This window comes from Chitinophagales bacterium (assembly GCA_040877935.1).
Taxonomy (GTDB): domain Bacteria; phylum Bacteroidota; class Bacteroidia; order Chitinophagales; family CAIOSU01; genus JBBDNB01.
This window is the reverse complement of sequence record JBBDNB010000039.1, coordinates 164197-181142: the sequence shown is the minus strand read 5'-3', so window position 1 is coordinate 181142 and position 16946 is coordinate 164197. Positions and strand designations below refer to the sequence as shown.

Genomic DNA, 16946 nt, shown 5'->3' with positions numbered 1-16946 from the left:
TTTAAAACCGATAATCCAAAACCTTTGGCTGTGCATCAAGTCTTTCTTGAAAATTAGGATCATCTTTTTGCTTACTTCAATGTGCTTGGGCAAATATATTCGGTCTTCGGCACATCAGTTTCGGATATGGCCCCAAATCCACCTTCAATATTTACCACATCTTGGTAAGATCTGGCTTTAAGGATAGAGCTGGCTATCATAGAGCGGTAGCCGCCTGCACAATGCACATGGTATTCCTTGTTTTTGTCCAACTCATCCATATTGTCATTGATGTAGTCCAATGGGAAGTTTTGCGCATCCTCCACATGCTCTGATTGGAATTCGCTCTGCTTGCGCACATCCAATACATTTGTATTGCCATTTTCATAGGTTTTGGCAAATTCCCCGGCAGATACTGACTGAACGGAATCGGTTTCCTTTCCCGCAGCTTTCCATGCTTTTATGCCGCCTTCCAAATATCCAAGCGTATTGTCATAGCCTACTCTTGAAAGCCTGGTAACCACTTCTTCTTCCCTGCCTTTTTCTGCTAGAAAAATAATGGGTTGTTGCAAATCTGGAATCAAAGCGCCTACCCAAGGGGCAAAGTCGCCATCAATTCCTATGAAAATAGAATTGGGGATGTGTTCCTTGGCAAATTCGCTCTCCTTACGAGTATCGAGCACCAATGCACCTTCATGATTGGCGATGGATTCAAATTTTTCAGGATCCAAAGCTACATTTCCTTTTTCCAAAACACTATCGAGCGAAGAAGTTTCCTTTGTTTTGTTCATGGCCACATTCTTGGCAAAATATTGTGGGGGAGGCAACAATCCCTCAGTCACTTCCTTGATGAATTCGGCTTTGCTCATATCAGCGCGCAATGCGTAATTGGTCTTTTTTTGGTTGCCCAAAGTATCTGTGGTTTCCTTGCTCATGTTTTTTCCGCAAGCTGAACCAGCACCGTGCGCTGGATATACGGTAATATCATCTGGTAACGGCATGATTTTATTGCGCAGGCTATCATAAAGCATTCCTGCCAAATCATCTTGGGTGATGTCTCCTTTTTGTGCCAAATCAGGACGGCCTACATCGCCTATAAATAGAGTGTCGCCACTGAATATGGCTTTTTCGTTTCCTTTTTCATCCAAAAGCAAATAGGTGGAACTTTCCATGGTATGCCCAGGCGTGTGCAGCAATTTTATTTTCAAATCGCCCAGTTCAAATATTTCACCGTCTTTTCCTTCGTGAAAATCAAAATCGGTTTTTGCTCCGGGGCCATAAACAATGATTCCACCGGATTTTTCGGCCAAATCCACATGACCCGATACAAAATCGGCATGGAAGTGGGTTTCGAAAATGTATTTGATCTTGGCATTCCTTTTTTTGGCTTTTTCCAAATAGGGTGCAGATTCCCTCAAGGGATCAATCACTGCTGCTTCGCCATTGCTTTCGATGTAATAAGCACCTTGTGCCAAACATCCGGTATAAATCTGTTCAATATGCATAATGCTGTATTTTTTTATTCAATAACAAAACTAGGCAAAGACTGATTCAGGGTGTGTTACATTAGTTACATCAAGCCTGAGTTCGGATATTATTTACTTCAGAAATATGGAAAATAGTGAAACTCGACTGAAAAATTAATTTAATGGCGGGCTATTTTGATCTATTTCCGAGAAGGACATTACTCTTTTCTGTCATTAACAATTCTTTCTTTTGGCCTCTTCGCCAATAATTCATCAATTAAAAGTCAAATTTTTCGATTTCCATCATCTTCACTCACAAAAAACCTATTTATTTTAGCGATTTATGCTTTAAAAAGCATTTTTTCATTAAAATAAATCACTTTTTTCTTCTTTAAAACCACTTTTTAGATATATTTGGTCAAAATTTTTAGTTTTTTTTAACGAGTTTCTTACTAAAACACTTTAGAGATGAAAAAAATCGAAGCCATTGTCCGCACATCCAAACTGGAAAAAGTGAGAGAAGAATTAGCGAAAATCAATGTCAACTTCTTCACTTTCTATGATGTGCAGGGGTTTGGCAAGCAAAAAGGAGCGGAAATCCACTATCGCGGTGCGATCTATGATATGGCATCTATTCCCAGAACGGTTATTGAAATAATAGTTTCTGAGGAAAAAACAGATGAGATCATTCAGTGCATCATAAATTCAGCCAGTACAGGAGAAATCGGAGATGGGAAGATTTTTGTCACTGCTGTAGAGCGTGTATTTAATATCAGAAAAGGGGAAGAAGGTACTTCGGCTTTGTAAAAACACTATTCAAACCAACATTAATAAACATCTAAAACACAGTAAAAAAATGGAAACAGTCAGTTTTACGGTAAATAACCTTTGGATAATGATAGCAGCAATTTTGGTATTTGCTATGCATTTGGGATTTGCCTCGCTCGAGGCGGGACTTACACGCTCTAAAAATACAGTGAATATTATTTTTAAAAATGTAATGATTATATCTATCGGCTTGCTGACTTATGCACTTTTAGGGTTTAACCTGATGTATCCTGGTGCGGAGTTTGCCGGGAAGTTTTTTGGCTTTGCCGGTTTTGGAATTACACCCCCTCCCGGAGGAATGACCTCTGAGTATTCAGGTGGATATACGTATTGGACTGATTTTATATTCCAGGCAATGTTTGCAGCAACTGCAGCTACAATTATATCTGGTGCAGTTGCAGAGCGTATCAAACTTTTCAGTTTCCTGCTTTTCTCAGTGGTTTATGTATCAATATGCTATCCAATTGTTGGCATGTGGAAATGGGGAGGAGGATTTCTCGATAGTCTTTCCACTCCATTTTATGATTTTGCAGGCTCCACTATTGTTCACTCTGTTGGTGGTTGGGGTGCTCTTGCAGGAGCCATTATTCTGGGTCCCCGATTAGGTAAATATATTGAAGGGAAAATCCGGCCAATTCCCGGACACAGCATGCCCCTGACTGTAATTGGAGTACTCATACTTTGGCTGGGTTGGTATGGGTTTAATGGAGGGTCTGTGCTCAGTGCAGACGCTGAATTGGTCTCTTTAGTTTTTGTCACAACTTCATTAGCAGCAGCAGCAGGGGCTATAGGGGCATTCATATTTTCTTTTGCCATTTTCAGATCACATGATTTAACGATGGTGCTTAATGGTATTCTTGGAGGGTTAGTTGGTATTACAGCTGGCGCTGATTTAATGGATCCCCTTTCATCAGTAATTATTGGTTTTATAGCAGGTGCATTGGTAGTTCTTGCTGTAGCTTTTTTCGATCGCATAGTAAAAGTTGATGACCCTGTGGGTGCAATTTCAGTCCATCTTGTATGTGGAATATGGGGAACACTTGCCGTAGGATTATTTGGCGCCAATGCAGGAATGCCTCAATTAATTAGTCAATTGATCGGTATCGGGCTAGTAGGAGTATTTTGCTTTTTGTTTGCTTTTATACTCTTTTTTATCATAAAGAAATTATTGGGCATTCGTGTCTCTGAAGCTGATGAAATAGAAGGGCTGGATATTACCGAACACGGTATGCATGCATACCCTGATTTTACTATTAAATAAGATTTGAACCAAAGTATTAGTGCCTGAGTGCCACTTGTGCCACTCTTTTTACAACGTCCGCATATGCGGAATGCAGGAATTCTATTCTCTTAACCCTAAACAATTTTTACTCATGAATTCAAACAACACAACACTTTTAAAACAATGGTTTCTAATCTTATGCGCAGTTCTGATTACAGGAACAAATGTGTCAGCACAAGTTGCAGACACTACTATTACGGAAAAAAAAGGATTCTTTCGCAAAGGTGCATTTTCATTTTCCGGAAGTCTTGATACTTATTACTCTTATAATTTTAATAAACCTGGGCCTCTGGAAAACGGGGGAACAACGGGTGTAGGAAGGATATTTGATCTGGAACACAACCGCATCGCATTTGGTATGTTGCGTACTATGGTGGCGTACGAAACAGAAAAAACAGAAATTGTAGGAGAACTCGCTTTTGGCCCTGCCGCAGAGCTGGCAAATTTTGGCAATACCGGTACCAGTATTTTGATTAAGCAGGCCTACATCAAACACTCTTTAGGTAAAAAATTCAGCTTTAAAGTCGGGCAATTCGGAACTCATATTGGATATGAACTGGTAGATGCAAATGCCAACTTCAATTACAGCCTTTCTTATCTTTTTGGCAATGGCCCGTTTTACCATACAGGCTTACTATTAAATTATGCGTTTAGCGATAAAGTACAAGTGATGGCAGGTATTGTAAATGGTTGGGATAATATCTCTGACAATAATAAGGGAAAATCTTTTGTTGGTCAGTTGGCTTTGAGCCCTTCAGATGATTTCGAGCTTTATCTCAATTGGATTGGAGGCAACGAAGACGGCTCTGAAATAACAGGAGATTCAACAAAAAGCTATAAACAAATGGTGGATTTAACCTCTACTTATTCTGTTACTGAAAAATTCAATATAGGAGTAAATGCTGCATTCGGAACTTACAAGTTTGACAATAATAATTTTAGTGCCTGGGGCGGTGCAGCTCTCTATCTTAATTACAACTTTACTGATTTATTTGCTATAGGAACCAGGGTAGAATATTTTGATGATGACAGAGGTGTCCAATACTTAGGAGCCAAATACACAGGATTAACATTAACCGGAATTTTTACTTTAGCCAATGGGGCTGTTCTAATCAAGCCTGAGATCAGACATGACAGGAGCAATAAAAATATTTATTCTGCTGAAATAAGTGGTCCCAAAACAAATGGTGAAGTAAAGTTTAAAAAATACCAGACTACTGCTGGGATAGCAGTTATTGGAGTCTTTTAAGTTGGTTTACTTTATTCAAATTAAAAGAGTGGCAACCTTAATGCCACTCTCTTAATTTGATTTTCACTCCTTTTGTATTAATGAGGCAATTTGCTTCTTACAGCGCCATAAGCCAGTGTACCTAGATAGGCTGCGAAAATTACTACAAGAATTACCGGATAACCAGCTCCCACCAAAATATACATGGGTCCTGGACAAGCTCCTGCCAATGCCCAGCCCAATCCGAATATTATACCACCGTAGAGATACCTCGGTATGCTCATTTGCTTGGGATTGAAGACCATACCTTCTCCATCTAAGGTACGCCATTTGTATTTTTTCGCCAAAAAGACGATTATAATTCCTATGATCACTGCCGAGCCAATTATTCCATACATGTGGAAGCTCTTGAACAAAAACATCTCATAGATTCGGTACCAGGAAATCACTTCTGCTTTTGCCAGCACTATTCCAAATAGTATCCCTACCGATAAAAATTTTAAGTATTTCATTTTATTTTTCTTTTTCAGTTTATAAATTCATGATTACAGGCAGTAGCAAATGCGCCATAATCAAGCCGCCAATGAAAAATCCTATTACGGCAATCAATGATGGCAATTGCAAATTGCTCAATCCGCTAATGGCGTGACCTGAAGTGCAGCCACCTGCATAGCGCGCGCCAAAGCCTACTAAAAATCCACCGAGCACCAGGGCTATAAAACCTCTTAGGGTTAGCAATGCTTCAAAAGAGAAGATGGATTCGGGTAAAATTTTGTAGGGCGAAGGAGCATCCAAATTCATGGCGTGGATATTTGCAATCACCGATTCATGGATTTGAACAGGTGTATCGGATGACAACCAAAATGTGGCAATAAATCCTCCAATGGCTGCGCCAATAATAAATATGATGTTCCAGATTTGATTGCGCCAGTCAAAGTCGAAAAATTCGATTTTCTTTCCAGCTCCGCTCATCGAACACATGGTCCGCAAGGAATCGGAAACTCCAAAGCTCCTTCCAAAAAAGGACAATAAGAAAAATACAAAGGCAATCAATGGCCCGGCAACATACCAGGGCCAAGGTTCTTTTATCAATTCAATTAGGTTCATAGTAGATAGTCTTTTAAAATTTTATGCTCTAAAAGTGAAAACGGGTTTGTATAAATGATTGACCAAATCGGCAGAAATGCAGCCCCTAAACAAGGCACTGATGCCCATTCTACCCTTGGAGCCAATGGCAATAAATTCTATGCCTTTTTCATCTGCGAATTTTGTGATCCCATCTTCCAGCTTATCGTTTTCAACAACATGAAAATCAACATTTTCCAAGCCGTTAAGTTGGCAATATTTAGACATATTGTTTTCAATTTCTGATACTTCGCTGCTGTTAGATGGAGTATTGACCTTTAGCAAATGCAGTTTTGCTCCAAAAATTGATGCTATTTCTTTTAGCTGTGCGATATTGTCTTTCTCGGCCTGGTCATAGTCGCTGACCAATAAAATGTCCTTAAACTCAGAAGTTTCGCGTTTGCATTTCAATGTAATGACAGATGCCTGTGCTTTGCGTACGATTTTATCGGCAATGGTTCCGCTCAATTGTTGGGATAGACCAGAAGAACCGTGTGTGCCCATAATGATTAAATCTATTTCCTCGTCTTTTTCACAGTTTAGGATAATTTCTTCAATATTCCCGATTTTGACCACCCCTTTTGAGTTGGGTACATCTTTCAAAAATTCCTGTATTTTTTGCTCATTATCCGCTTGCTGCTTTCTAATGGCTTCCACATCAAAATCGTTGCTGTCAGAAAGGGTTCCATCGGTTTTGTAAAGTGCGGATTTGCCCACATGCACTACATTGAGCCCAATTAATTGCGCATTGGTTTTTTCCTGTATTTCCTTAGCAATAGAAAATGCATATTCTGATAGCTCTGAGAAATCTATTGGGATGAGTATTCGTTTCATGGTCTTGTGATTTTAAAGAAAGGCTTCCGGGCAAATGATACCCGAAAGCCTTTGTGTGTTTTAAATTTTACAACAATGTAGATGGACAAACATATTCAGTTTTCTCCACGTCTGTTTTGGAAATATCCTCAAATCCGCCCACTACATCAGTGAAATTGTCCCAGCCTCTTTGCTTTAAAATAGAGGCGGCAATCATACTTCTATACCCACCGGCACAGTGCAGTACAAATTCCTTGTCTTTGGGGAATTCCGCCAGATGTTCGCTGATTTGATTGAGCGGTACATTTTTGGCATTGATGACATGCTCAGAATCGTATTCGCTTTTCTTTCTCACATCAAATACCAGTGCATCTTCCTTGTATTTTTTGGCAAATTCTTCAGCAGAAATTCTGTTGATGGTATTTACTTCCCTTCCGGCTTTTTTCCAGCTTTCAAAACCGCCATCTAGATAGCCAATGGTATTGTCATAGCCAACTCTTGACAATCGGATCATGCTTTCCTCTTCCCTGCCTTTATCGGTAACCAAAAGGATTTCTTGTTTCAAATCCAAAATCATTTCTCCTACCCACATGGCGAAATTTCCATCAATACCAATGTTCACGCTATTTGGGATATGTCCTTTGGCAAAATCCTCCGCATTCCTGGTATCCAATATCAATGCGCGGGTTTCATTGGCCACTACCTCAAAAGCATCTACACTCAATGGTGTTTTGGCTCTTTCTATCACTTTGTCCAGGCTTTCGTAGCCTTTGATATTCATCAGCACATTTTCAGGAAAGTATTGCGGTGGTTCTACCAAACCGGTCAATACTTCTTTTTTGAATTCCTCTCTGCTCAATTCTGGATTCAGGGCGTAATTGGTTTTTTTCTGATTGCCCAAAGTATCGGTAGTTTCCTTGCTCATGTTTTTGCCACAAGCACTTCCCGCTCCGTGATTTGGAAATACGATCAAATCATCGTTTAGGGGCATAATTTTGTTCCTCAAAGAATCGTACAAATGGCCGGCAAGTTTGTCCTGCGTTAAGTCGGCCACTACTTTTTGTGCCAAATCCGGTCTGCCCACATCTCCGATAAATAAAGTATCTCCCGTGATAATGCCGTATTCTTTTCCTTTTTCATCAATCAACATGTAAGTGGTACTTTCCATGGTGTGCCCGGGCGTATGGATTACTTTTATGGTATAATCCCCGACTTTAAATTCCTGATTGTCCTCGGCTGTAATAGCGTCATAACCTGGCTTGGCAGTTGGCCCATACACGATATCCGCTCCGGTTTTCTTTGCCAAATCCAAGTGTCCGCTTACAAAGTCGGCATGGAAATGCGTTTGAAAAACATACTTGATCTTGGCATCATCTTTCTCTGCCCGATCAATATAGGGTTGCACTTCTCTGAGTGGATCAAAAATGGCAGCTTCGCCATTGTTTTCTACATAGTACGCTGCATGGGCGATACATCCGGTATAAATTTGTTCTACTTTCATCAGTTTATTTTTTTGGTTTTTTTTAATTTCTACAACAAATATAAATCGACTAAAAAGGGAAGTGTGTAATAAAAGTCACACAAGCCCCGGCTAATCTTTTTTCACATTAGATTGAATGGCAAAAGGTCTCAGGTTTTTGATTTCACCTTCCCCTATATTTTTATCTGCGAATTTTATGGCCGAAGAGTCATCCACAAAAAATTGATCTCCACCAATGTTTTTCATAATGCCCCATTTTTCAAGCACATCGCGAATGGGTCCCCTGACTCCACTTAGCAAAACATCAATGCCGCTTTTTCTCCAGCTTAATATCCATTCTTCCAATTCATGAGCTCCTGTGCTGTCCAGGGCTGTAACACTTTCAAAGTTCAGCACAATGGTATTTAGATCCTTGCCTTTTTGTTCTGTCCATATGTCAATTTTTGATTTTATAAATTGAATATTGGCAAAATAAATAGGCCCATCAATGCGCAATAATAAAAGGTCATTGCGCTGTTCCAAATTGTCAAACCGAGTGATATTTCTATAATAATCTGTACCTGGAACTTTGGCCAACTGCGCTATATGTGGCCTTGAAGCGCGATAAATCACAGCCGCAAGGGACAAGACCATACCTGAAATTATTCCGGTTTCAATGCCCAGTGTGAGTGTTATCACAAAAGTGGCCAAAAGCATTAAAAAATCACTTTTATCTTTTTCCCACAAAGCTTTTGGCGTTTCAAAATCCACCAATCCAGAAACAGCTACCAATACTACTGCTGCTAAAATTGCATTGGGCAGATAGAAAAATAAGCTAGTGAAAAATAATAAGGTCAGTACAATTAGAATTACGCTGACTATGGATGCCAAAGCTGTTTTTGCACCAGCCTGATCGTTTACGGCAGTTCTGGAAAACCCTCCGGTTACGGGATAGCCCTTGAAAAATGCGGCACCAAAATTGGCCATTCCCAGACCGATCAATTCCTGGTTGGCATCCAGTTTATAATCTTTGTGTTTTGCATGAATGGACTTTGCCACCGCATAACTTTCCGCAAAACCCACCAATGAGATGGTCAATGCAATGGGCAGCAATTCTTTCCAGCTCTCCAGATCAAATGAGGGAGCGGAAAAAGTGGGCAGTCCCGATGGCACTTCGCCCAATACTACCACGCCATATTCGGTTAAGTTAAAAACAGAAACCACAACAATTCCCAATACCACCGCAACCAATGGCGCGGGAAAAGCGCTGTGGATTTTTTTACCGTATTTTATTATCAATATTCCTGCGAGGCCAATGCCAAAAGTAATCCAGTGGATATCCCCGATATTTTGGAAAAGCGCAAGGGCTATATCCTGAACATGTTCCGTTCTAGGCAAATCGATCTTTAACAAATGCTTTACTTGACTCAGGCCGATAATGATGGCCGCTGCCGAAGTGAAACCATTGATGACAGGGTGCGATAGAAAATTGACTATAAATCCCAGGCGGAAAATGCCCATGCCAAATTGTATAAGCCCTACGATAAAGGCCAAGGTTAAAGCCAGCAGTAAGTATTCTTCAGTTGAGCTTGGGTTCAGTGTGCCAATACCCGCAGCGGTAAGCAAAGAGACCATCGCCACGGGACCTACGGCCAACTGACGCGATGTTCCGAAAATAGCATAAAGCACCAAGGGAACGGTAACGGCATAAAGCCCGTGAATGGGATCCAAACCCGCCAACATGGCATATGCCATTCCTTGTGGAATGAGCATTACGCCCACGGTAAGCCCAGCAGATAAATCGCCTTGTAAATATTCTTTTTTGTAATTGGGCAACCAATGAAGAATTGGCATTAAGCTTTTGAGGTAATTGATTATTTTTTTCACAGTCTTGATATTCCGGGTTCAAGGGCAAAGCTCTCTAATTTACGCAATCGCCAGCGTAACATTTGTAACAATGGGAGGTTTGTAAGTCGATGAGTCTTGAAGTTGTAAGTTTTAAGTCAAACTCCTATAAAACGCCTTGTATTTACTACCAAACAATAGGGTAAACTGTCTGACGGTTTGTAACTTAATAGTCCTAAGTTTATACAAAGGTTTGAGGCTTGTTAATTGACGTAGGCCCTATAAATACACTAACCGTCTGACAGTTTCTGAAATTGAACACTCGTCTAAGTTCTAAGTCAAATAGGCGGAAATCGTAAGTAAAAAAGTGGAAAGTAGAGAACAAGGATTTATGTTTACCCTTGTTTTGTTACAAGGAATCGGGAATTTTACCCTTATTCTGTTACATGAAAATGGGAAATTTACCTTTGTTTTGTTACATAAAAATTCAAAATTTACCCTTATTTTGTGCAGAAATATAAGATAAATGGCTTTTAATAGACTGATAATCAATAATCTTGAGGATTGGAAGAATTCAAGTAATAGAAAACCCCTTATTTTAAGAGGTGCCAGACAGGTGGGAAAGACTACTTTGGTAAAACAATTTGCCAAAAACTACTCCAATGCTATTTTTTTAAATCTAGAGAAAGCAGAGCATCTAAATTATTTTGAAACATATGATAATGTGCTAAAAATTATAAATGCTTTATTGCTAAACCATAATATCCCTAGTAGTGCAACAAAAAATACCTTATTGTTTATAGATGAAATTCAGGAATCACCAAAAGCCATTCAGTTACTGCGCTATTTCTATGAAGAATTGCCCGAATTGCATGTAATAGCTGCCGGATCTTTGTTGGAGTTTGCCATGCGTCACATAAAAAGCTTTCCTGTGGGCAGGGTGGAATACCTTTATTTATATCCCTTGAATTTTATCGAGTACCTAAAGGCCATCGAACACCATGCTGCATTGGAACAAATTGAGAAAATCCCCCTTTCCGATTTTGCACACAATACACTGATTGAGCTGTTTAATGAATATGCCATTATTGGCGGTATGCCCGAAATCGTTAAAACTTATACTGAAAGCAAAAGCCTGAGCGATTTGCCAAAAGTGTATGAAAGTATATGGGAGAGTTATAAAAATGATGTTGAAAAATATACAAGTCATGAGGCTGATCGAAAGGTCATAAAGCATGTTATGGGCTCAGCACATTTGTATGTAGATCAGCGCATTAAGTTCCAGAATTTCGGAAATTCAAATTATAAATCGAGAGAGGTTGGTGAAGCCATGCGCAATTTGGATGCTGCTAAAATCATTCAACTGATTTACCCTACAACTGAGATAGAGCCCCCTGTAAAACCCGATCTTAGAAAATCTCCAAGGCTTCAGTTTCTAGATACAGGGCTTTTAAATTATACCCTGGGAATCCAAGCTGAGTTACTGGCCCTAAAGGATTTGAGCAATTCCTATAAAGGAGCAATAATTCCTCAACTGATTACGCAGGAATTAATGTCATTGAACACCATCAGCAGCTCAAAACCCAATTTTTGGGTGAGGGAAAAAAGCCAGGCTTCTTCAGAAGTTGATCTGGTAGTTGTTTACAAGGATAAATTGATTCCCATTGAAATAAAATCGGGGAGTATTGGAAAACTAAAATCATTGCACCAATTTATAGACCGCAGTAAGCACCCTTATGCTGTGAGAATATATGCCGGGGAATTTTCAGTTGAAAAACACCAAACCAATGCGGGAAACACCTTTTTGCTTATGAACCTTCCTTACTATTTGGGAACCAAAATCCCTGATTATATTGCGCACTTTGTAGAGGAGTATAAGGTTTAGACGATTAATAGCATTATCAATCACAGAACTAAAAAAATCATTTTTTTGTGTAGATAAAAAACTTACCCCATGAAAACCAATATAGAAATAGATGATGCGCTTTTGGAAAAAGTGATGAAATTGGCACAAATCAAAACCAAAAAGGAAGCAGTTCATAGAGCATTAAAAGCTTATTTGACAAATATAAAACAACAAGAGCTTACAGCACTTTCCGGCAAGGTCAAATGGGAAGGAAACCTGGATGAAATGCGTAGAGACTGATGTGTAGTTTTGAGCTCTAAAACAACTTCCCCTGCTTTACAGGTAGTAAGCGAAAACTCTGTCGGTGATGCTCGCAAGAACCGTGTTTTAAAATGGCAGCACGGTGCGCCTTGGTCGGGTAGCCTTTGTTATTTTTCCAATCGTAATGCGGAAAATCCTCATGAATTTTTTCCATATAAATATCCCGCTCGGTCTTGGCCAAAATCGATGCTGCAGCAATGGACATAAATTTCCCATCCCCTTTTATGATGCATTCGTATTTATAATCCTCAAAAGGATAAAAGCGATTGCCATCGATGAGTAGAAAATCGGGGCGAGTGCTCAATTGCCTAACCGCCCTCTGCATACCCATAATCGATGCGCGTAAAATATTGATTGCATCAATTTCCTTTTGATCCACAGCCACAATGGAGTATGACAGTGCTTCTTCCATTATTTTTTTGCGTAGAAGCAAACGGTTTTTCAAACTCATTTGCTTGGAATCATTGAGCAATTCATCAGAAAAATCTTCTCGTAAAATGACGGCAGCAGCGAATACCGGCCCTGCTAAACAGCCTCTGCCAGCCTCATCGCAGCCGGCTTCTATTCTTCCTTTATTTAGGTAGGCTCGTAAAATTTTAGAGCAGCTTTTTTGGGGAAATAATGAGGCCATCTTCATCTGCATAAAGAAAGTGCCCGGGCTGAAAGGTGCAACCGGCAAATTGTACGGTAATTTGCACATCGCCTTCGCCTTTTTTGTGGCTTTTAAAAGGATGGGTGCCAATGGCGCGAATCCCGATTCCCATTTCGTCAATATCGGCAGCATCGCGAATACAGCCAAAAATCACGACTCCTTCCCAGCCATTTTTAATCGCCAGGGCAGCCACATTGTCGCCCATCAGAGCCACACGCTCTGACCCCCCTCCATCAACAACCAGCACTTTTCCGGTGCCGTCTTTGCCCAATTGTTCTTTGGCCAATACATTGTCCTCAAATAATTTTACGGTAACGATTTCACCGCAAAATTTCGGCTTTGCACCGAATGAAAGAAAAATAGGCTGGGCTACTTGTAGGATTTCCCTGTGCTCATCGCTTAAATCTGCTGTTTTAAATTGCATTGGTTTTATTTTTTGCAAAAATTACTGAAACAAATCAATTCAGACAAAAGTATGAATTGTTTAAATGCCAAAAATTGCTGTATTTCACCCTTTAAAACCTCTAATCTTGATTGATCATCCCATCATTGAAGGTGCTTTATTTGGTCTGGGCACAATTTTATTCACCGGCCCGGTTTTTTTCACATTGGTCAATGCCTCCCTCCAGCACGGGTTTTGGGGTGGCATTTCTGTAGCTACAGGAATTATAGTAAGTGATATTCTTGCTTCTGCCATTTGTTTTTTTGGGCTTTATCAATACTTTGAAGAAGAAATATCTGAATTTACACTTGGTGTTCTGGCTGTTGGTATTCTTACTTTTTTAGCTATGCGTTTCATTTTATTTCCTCCGGCAGATATGAGTGGAAAAGCCAAAAAAAATGTAAAAGATTTGTTTAGTGGTTTTTCTTATGGCTTTCTGGTGAATTTTGTGAACCCATTTGTATTTGCTGTTTGGCTGGGCATTATCGCTTATGCTTCTAATAAATATCCTGACAATGCAGGCAGTTTTGTAGTTGCAATGCTTAGCACTGTATTTATTTTAGATATTTTAAGAGCCTATTTTGCAGGATATCTGAGAAAATGGCTAAAGCCTAAAACACTTAAAATTATTTTTCGCTTGTTTGGTGTAATACTTATAGCATTCGTAATAAGAATTATTTACTTTCTGACTCAACTTTGATCTGCCAGCCTTCGTAAAAGTCGTCTTTTTTGCCATCCAAATCCCAGTCAATTTCGCCTTTGAACAATGCGCTGTCGCCTGAAAACTCGACACTGTATCTAAAATTTTCTTTGCGGGGTTCTGTTTCACGCATTATCAATGCATCATTTTTAATTAGCCAGGTGCCTTTATTAGTAGTGATCACTTTGCCCTCCAGGCTTTTATATACAGAACTATAGGTGCTGTCTGCATTGTAAGTGGTTTGTATGGGTTGGATTTTTAGCTTTTCTTCCCATTGAGAACGGGGAACTTCCAGTACTCTTGATTCTCCTCCTTCCGAATTGATCTCTACTTTTATACTCAAGCTCTCCCAGTCGCCAATCAGTTTTTTTTCTGTTTCGGTCCTGGAATCGGTATTGCATGCAAAAAAAGGAATTGTAAAAATGAGAAATAATAGCTTGTAATTTTTCATGATTTGTTAATCTTTATTTTTAAATATGAGTGAAAGGTGAATGCCAAAATAGTTATTATTTTTTTATATTATTAAGTACCGGTATTATTGACCTCATTGATTGCAGCATACAGTTTGGAATGATCTATTTTCAAAAACCAATGTGATAAATATGAGCCGACACTTATTCCAATAGGGGCATTTTTTTTCGGCTCCAAAATAGAAATATGACTGAGTATTAGGAACCTTGAAAAACCCATCAATAAAAATAGAAGCACAGTAATTTTGCGCATTACTACTTGTATTTTGTTCAAAAATAGGAAATGTAAACTGTCCGGCATCACTGCCTTGAGATTATTTAACTAAATTCGCTGCAAACTATTGCTTTTTGAATCCCCTGAAAAAGCTAGCCGGACAAACAGTACTGTATGGACTGAGTAGTGTAATAGGTCGTTTTCTGAATTACCTACTTGTCCCGCTATATACCAATATATTCCTACCCGAGGCATACGGTGTTGTAACAGAATTCTACGCCTATGTAGGTTTTTTTGTTGTATTACTGACCTATGGCATGGAGACGGCTTATTTCAATTTTGCCTCAGGGAAAAAAGGAGATGAAAAAGAAAGCTATTATGCTACAGGACTGTGGTCGCTGCTTGGTACTACATCTGTTTTTTTGTTTTTAGCACTTGTATTTTCTCCCCAAATAGCCACTTTTCTGGAATATCCCAATAACCCGGAGTACATTCAGTATTTTGCATGGATACTTACATTAGATGCACTGTCAGCACTACCTTTTGCACGCTTACGCTTAGAAAATAAAGCTGCCCGCTTTGCAGGCATCAAGATTTTAAACATCAGCATTAATATTGGTGCCAATCTCTTTTTCCTGGTGTTGCTGCCCTGGCTTATTAAAAATGAAATATTGGAGTCTTTGCACTTTCTCTACAATCCTGAAATTGGTGTGGCCTATATTTTCATTTCTAATTTGCTCGCAAGTATTGTTACGCTGATTTTCCTGCTTCCGCTTTTCAAAGGGCTAAAAATTGGCTGGAGCCCAAGGCAGTGGAAACCCATGGTAAAATATGCACTACCACTTATGGTAGTAGGATTTGCAGGTATTGTTAACGAAATGGCCGACCGGATAATGCTCAAACAGCTATTGCCTTTTGAGCTAAAGGAAAGAATGGCAATGATTGGTATCTATGGAGCCAATTATAAAATTGCCATTTTAATGACTCTTTTTATCCAGGCATTTCGCTATGCTGCCGAACCATTTTTCTTCAATCAGGCCAGTTCCAAAGATGCAAAAAAACTGTATGTCAAAGTACTGGATTTCTTTGTACTGTTTGGGTGCCTGGTTTTTCTTGGGGTGCTTTTCTATATAGATATAGTCCAGTATTTTATTGGCGAAGCTTATCGTTCCGGGCTCAAAGCAGTGCCCGTGTTGTTAATGGCCAATTTGTTCCTCGGAATTCAAATCAATATTTCTATTTGGTACAAGCTCACCGGCCAAACCAAAACCGGGGCACTAATTGCGCTGGCAACTGCTTTCATCACTGTACTGTTTAACTTTCTGTTGATTCCTGAATTCTATTATATGGGATCAGCCTGGGCTACACTAATAGCATATGTATCAATGGTGATTATGACAGCCCTTGCCGGTCATAAATATTACCCGGTAAAATACAATTGGGAGAAGATCACTTTATACATTCTTACAGCGCTTGCATTGTATTTGCTCAGTGCCAACCTGGATTTGCTATTTCAAATGGAGACCACTACCAGATTACTGATCAATACCATTTTGTTGCTGCCTTTTATATTGCTGATTTGGATATTGGAAAGAAAGATAAAAGGTTAGCAATAAATCTACTCGACTAAAAATTATAACTTTGAGCGCATGAAACGAACATGAATTTTTTTAATCAAAAACTTACACATGAGTATGATTAAAAAAATCATGTGAGCCTGCCTTGCCGGTAGGCAGGAGCGAAGCGGTTCCCCGCCTGCATGACTTTAGTCGGGCAGGCATTTGTGCAGAAATTTTTCTGCATTTTTGGAGCTTGAAGAAAAATTTTAAACAGATGAAAATAAAAATAGTAAATCAATCACATCACGCACTGCCTGAATACAAAACCTCGGGCTCGGCAGGAATGGATATTCGCGCTTTTTTAGATGCCCCTGTTGAACTGGCCCCATTAGAAAGAAAGCTGATCAAAACCGGGCTTTTTTTAGAATTGCCTGAGAACCATGAAGCACAAATTCGCCCCAGAAGTGGGCTGGCTTTTAAAAAGGGCATCACTGTATTGAACAGTCCAGGTACCATTGATGCTGATTATCGTGGTGAAGTGGGGATTATTCTGGTCAATTTATCCAATGAAAGCTTCACAATCAATGATGGAGAACGTATTGCTCAAATGGTGATAAAACCCGTGAACCAGTACAAATGGGAAGCAGTAGAGGTATTAGAAACCTCTGAAAGAGGTGCCGGAGGTTTTGGCTCCACAGGTAATAAATAAAATAAGCA

17 protein-coding genes are annotated in these 16946 nt (G+C 39.5%); 8 read left to right on the top strand and 9 right to left on the bottom strand.

Annotated features, from left to right (window positions below; genetic code table 11):
- Positions 1-71 precede the first annotated feature (71 nt).
- The gene (locus WD048_09945) at positions 72-1484 is read right to left on the bottom strand and encodes an MBL fold metallo-hydrolase (GenBank protein ID MEX0812525.1); all 1413 of its coding nucleotides are present in this window, start codon (positions 1482-1484) and stop codon (positions 72-74) included.
- A 429-nt stretch (positions 1485-1913) separates the two neighbouring features.
- On the opposite strand from WD048_09945, the gene WD048_09940 reads away from it, so the two are divergent.
- The 3 genes from WD048_09940 to WD048_09930 all read left to right on the top strand — a co-directional run bounded on the left by WD048_09940 (position 1914) and on the right by WD048_09930 (position 4804).
- On the top strand, positions 1914-2252 hold the full coding sequence (locus tag WD048_09940) for a P-II family nitrogen regulator (GenBank protein ID MEX0812524.1): 339 nt from the start codon (positions 1914-1916) through the stop codon (positions 2250-2252).
- 49 nt (positions 2253-2301) lie between these two features.
- Positions 2302-3534, top strand: coding sequence for an ammonium transporter (locus WD048_09935; protein MEX0812523.1), 1233 nt, complete (start codon positions 2302-2304; stop codon positions 3532-3534).
- A 112-nt stretch (positions 3535-3646) separates the two neighbouring features.
- Positions 3647-4804 carry a porin gene (locus tag WD048_09930; GenBank protein MEX0812522.1) on the top strand — a complete coding sequence of 386 codons (1158 nt, stop codon included), beginning with the start codon at positions 3647-3649 and terminating at the stop codon, positions 4802-4804.
- A gap of 77 nt (positions 4805-4881) precedes the next feature.
- On the opposite strand, the gene WD048_09925 is transcribed toward WD048_09930, so the two are convergent.
- The 5 genes from WD048_09925 to WD048_09905 form a co-directional block, all read right to left on the bottom strand.
- Positions 4882-5295, bottom strand: coding sequence for a DUF6691 family protein (locus tag WD048_09925; protein MEX0812521.1), 414 nt, complete (start codon positions 5293-5295; stop codon positions 4882-4884).
- A gap of 19 nt (positions 5296-5314) precedes the next feature.
- Positions 5315-5890, bottom strand: coding sequence for a YeeE/YedE thiosulfate transporter family protein (locus tag WD048_09920; GenBank protein ID MEX0812520.1), 576 nt, complete (start codon positions 5888-5890; stop codon positions 5315-5317).
- A 21-nt stretch (positions 5891-5911) separates the two neighbouring features.
- Positions 5912-6742, bottom strand: coding sequence for a universal stress protein (locus WD048_09915; protein ID MEX0812519.1), 831 nt, complete (start codon positions 6740-6742; stop codon positions 5912-5914).
- A 67-nt stretch (positions 6743-6809) separates the two neighbouring features.
- Positions 6810-8222, bottom strand: a complete 1413-nt coding sequence (locus WD048_09910; GenBank protein MEX0812518.1) for an MBL fold metallo-hydrolase — start codon at positions 8220-8222, stop codon at positions 6810-6812.
- 90 nt (positions 8223-8312) lie between these two features.
- On the bottom strand, positions 8313-10067 hold the full coding sequence (locus tag WD048_09905) for a solute carrier family 26 protein (protein ID MEX0812517.1): 1755 nt from the start codon (positions 10065-10067) through the stop codon (positions 8313-8315).
- 484 nt (positions 10068-10551) lie between these two features.
- Between WD048_09905 and WD048_09900 the strand changes: the two genes are divergently transcribed.
- Positions 10552-11910: an AAA family ATPase gene (locus tag WD048_09900; GenBank protein ID MEX0812516.1), complete on the top strand. Its 1359-nt coding sequence runs from the start codon at positions 10552-10554 to the stop codon at positions 11908-11910.
- A 69-nt stretch (positions 11911-11979) separates the two neighbouring features.
- The gene (locus WD048_09895) at positions 11980-12171 is read left to right on the top strand and encodes a type II toxin-antitoxin system VapB family antitoxin (GenBank protein MEX0812515.1); all 192 of its coding nucleotides are present in this window, start codon (positions 11980-11982) and stop codon (positions 12169-12171) included.
- Between the two features lie 16 nt (positions 12172-12187).
- Here WD048_09895 and WD048_09890 read toward each other — a convergent pair whose 3' ends face one another.
- Complete coding sequence (locus WD048_09890) at positions 12188-12823, bottom strand: ribonuclease HII (protein MEX0812514.1); 636 nt, start codon at positions 12821-12823, stop codon at positions 12188-12190.
- Positions 12789-13268: a ribonuclease E activity regulator RraA gene (gene rraA / locus WD048_09885; GenBank protein MEX0812513.1), complete on the bottom strand. Its 480-nt coding sequence runs from the start codon at positions 13266-13268 to the stop codon at positions 12789-12791. Before rraA ends, WD048_09890 begins: the two co-directional genes overlap by 35 nt.
- Before the next feature lie 106 nt (positions 13269-13374).
- Here rraA and WD048_09880 point away from each other — a divergent pair, with 106 nt between their 5' ends.
- On the top strand, positions 13375-13986 hold the full coding sequence (locus WD048_09880; GenBank protein MEX0812512.1) for a LysE family transporter: 612 nt from the start codon (positions 13375-13377) through the stop codon (positions 13984-13986).
- Here the strand turns inward: WD048_09880 and WD048_09875 are convergent.
- Positions 13961-14437, bottom strand: a complete 477-nt coding sequence (locus WD048_09875; protein ID MEX0812511.1) for a hypothetical protein — start codon at positions 14435-14437, stop codon at positions 13961-13963. The two genes, WD048_09880 and WD048_09875, sit on opposite strands and share 26 nt — an antisense overlap.
- A 367-nt stretch (positions 14438-14804) precedes the next feature.
- Between WD048_09875 and WD048_09870 the strand changes: the two genes are divergently transcribed.
- Together WD048_09870 and dut are read left to right on the top strand one after the other, a co-directional pair.
- Positions 14805-16280: a polysaccharide biosynthesis C-terminal domain-containing protein gene (locus WD048_09870; GenBank protein MEX0812510.1), complete on the top strand. Its 1476-nt coding sequence runs from the start codon at positions 14805-14807 to the stop codon at positions 16278-16280.
- Positions 16281-16503: 223 nt separating this feature from the next.
- Positions 16504-16938: a dUTP diphosphatase gene (gene dut / locus WD048_09865; protein ID MEX0812509.1), complete on the top strand. Its 435-nt coding sequence runs from the start codon at positions 16504-16506 to the stop codon at positions 16936-16938.
- Positions 16939-16946 lie beyond the last annotated feature (8 nt).

Coding starts and splice junctions, on each gene's coding strand:
- WD048_09945 (MEX0812525.1), bottom strand. CDS start 1,484: ATGCATATTGAACAGATTTATACCGGATGTTTGGCACAAGGTGCTTAT.
- WD048_09940 (MEX0812524.1), top strand. CDS start 1,914: ATGAAAAAAATCGAAGCCATTGTCCGCACATCCAAACTGGAAAAAGTG.
- WD048_09935 (MEX0812523.1), top strand. CDS start 2,302: ATGGAAACAGTCAGTTTTACGGTAAATAACCTTTGGATAATGATAGCA.
- WD048_09930 (MEX0812522.1), top strand. CDS start 3,647: ATGAATTCAAACAACACAACACTTTTAAAACAATGGTTTCTAATCTTA.
- WD048_09925 (MEX0812521.1), bottom strand. CDS start 5,295: ATGAAATACTTAAAATTTTTATCGGTAGGGATACTATTTGGAATAGTG.
- WD048_09920 (MEX0812520.1), bottom strand. CDS start 5,890: ATGAACCTAATTGAATTGATAAAAGAACCTTGGCCCTGGTATGTTGCC.
- WD048_09915 (MEX0812519.1), bottom strand. CDS start 6,742: ATGAAACGAATACTCATCCCAATAGATTTCTCAGAGCTATCAGAATAT.
- WD048_09910 (MEX0812518.1), bottom strand. CDS start 8,222: ATGAAAGTAGAACAAATTTATACCGGATGTATCGCCCATGCAGCGTAC.
- WD048_09900 (MEX0812516.1), top strand. CDS start 10,552: ATGGCTTTTAATAGACTGATAATCAATAATCTTGAGGATTGGAAGAAT.
- WD048_09895 (MEX0812515.1), top strand. CDS start 11,980: ATGAAAACCAATATAGAAATAGATGATGCGCTTTTGGAAAAAGTGATG.
- WD048_09890 (MEX0812514.1), bottom strand. CDS start 12,823: ATGGCCTCATTATTTCCCCAAAAAAGCTGCTCTAAAATTTTACGAGCC.
- rraA (MEX0812513.1), bottom strand. CDS start 13,268: ATGCAATTTAAAACAGCAGATTTAAGCGATGAGCACAGGGAAATCCTA.
- WD048_09875 (MEX0812511.1), bottom strand. CDS start 14,437: ATGAAAAATTACAAGCTATTATTTCTCATTTTTACAATTCCTTTTTTT.
- dut (MEX0812509.1), top strand. CDS start 16,504: ATGAAAATAAAAATAGTAAATCAATCACATCACGCACTGCCTGAATAC.